General features: G+C 66.9%; 1 protein-coding gene. It reads right to left on the bottom strand.

The features are described 5' to 3' along the window. On the bottom strand, positions 1-461 hold a 461-nt coding region (locus MJ785_RS21885; protein WP_239382767.1), incomplete at its 3' end, for a toll/interleukin-1 receptor domain-containing protein. Positions 462-619: the final 158 nt, after the last annotated feature.

Raw genomic sequence — 619 nt, 5'->3', positions numbered from 1 at the left:
GCAGGTCGCGCACCCGGGAAAGCCGGCTCCCCATCCGGTGGGCCGGGGTGAAAGCGCGCGGCTGCCACGACCCGGTCCTGGGCCGTCTCCCGGTCCACCCCGAACAGATCCACTGCTGCGATTGGCCCCAACAGCCCCGGAGGGTCGCAGTCCTCCACCCGAAATACCACCAGTTTTCGCTCCCGACCGAGGGGATCCTTCCGCCAGGCCGCCTGCCACTCCGCGGACGCGGACGTCGATGCCAGATAGTCCGCGGACAGCACCACGGCCATCCGCCGCGTGGACGCGAGGGCCCGGTGCATCTCATGGACGACATTCGATCCCGGACCGAAGTCCCACGCCTGGATCACCACCCGGTACCCGGCGGCTTGCAACGTCCAGGCGATCCACTTCGCCCACGCGCTGTCCTTCCCCGTGTACGACACGAAGAAATCCGGGTCGGTAGCCTCCCTGTCTCCCATGGTCACTCGCCCAGCATGCCACTACCACCCAAGACGGCAGAAATCGGCCGATCAGCCACCGTCGGCAGTGCCCGCCGCGCACGTCCAGCTTGATGATCCCGATACCGGTTCGGGCATCGAGCAACGGATCTGACAGCAACCACTAACAGCAACACGAG

Origin of the sequence: Protofrankia sp. CiT1, from assembly GCF_917627335.1 — a bacterium.
Lineage (GTDB): Bacteria > Actinomycetota > Actinomycetes > Frankiales > Frankiaceae > Protofrankia.
Note: the sequence above shows the minus strand (reverse complement) of the source record. Positions and strands in the feature narration are given on the sequence as shown.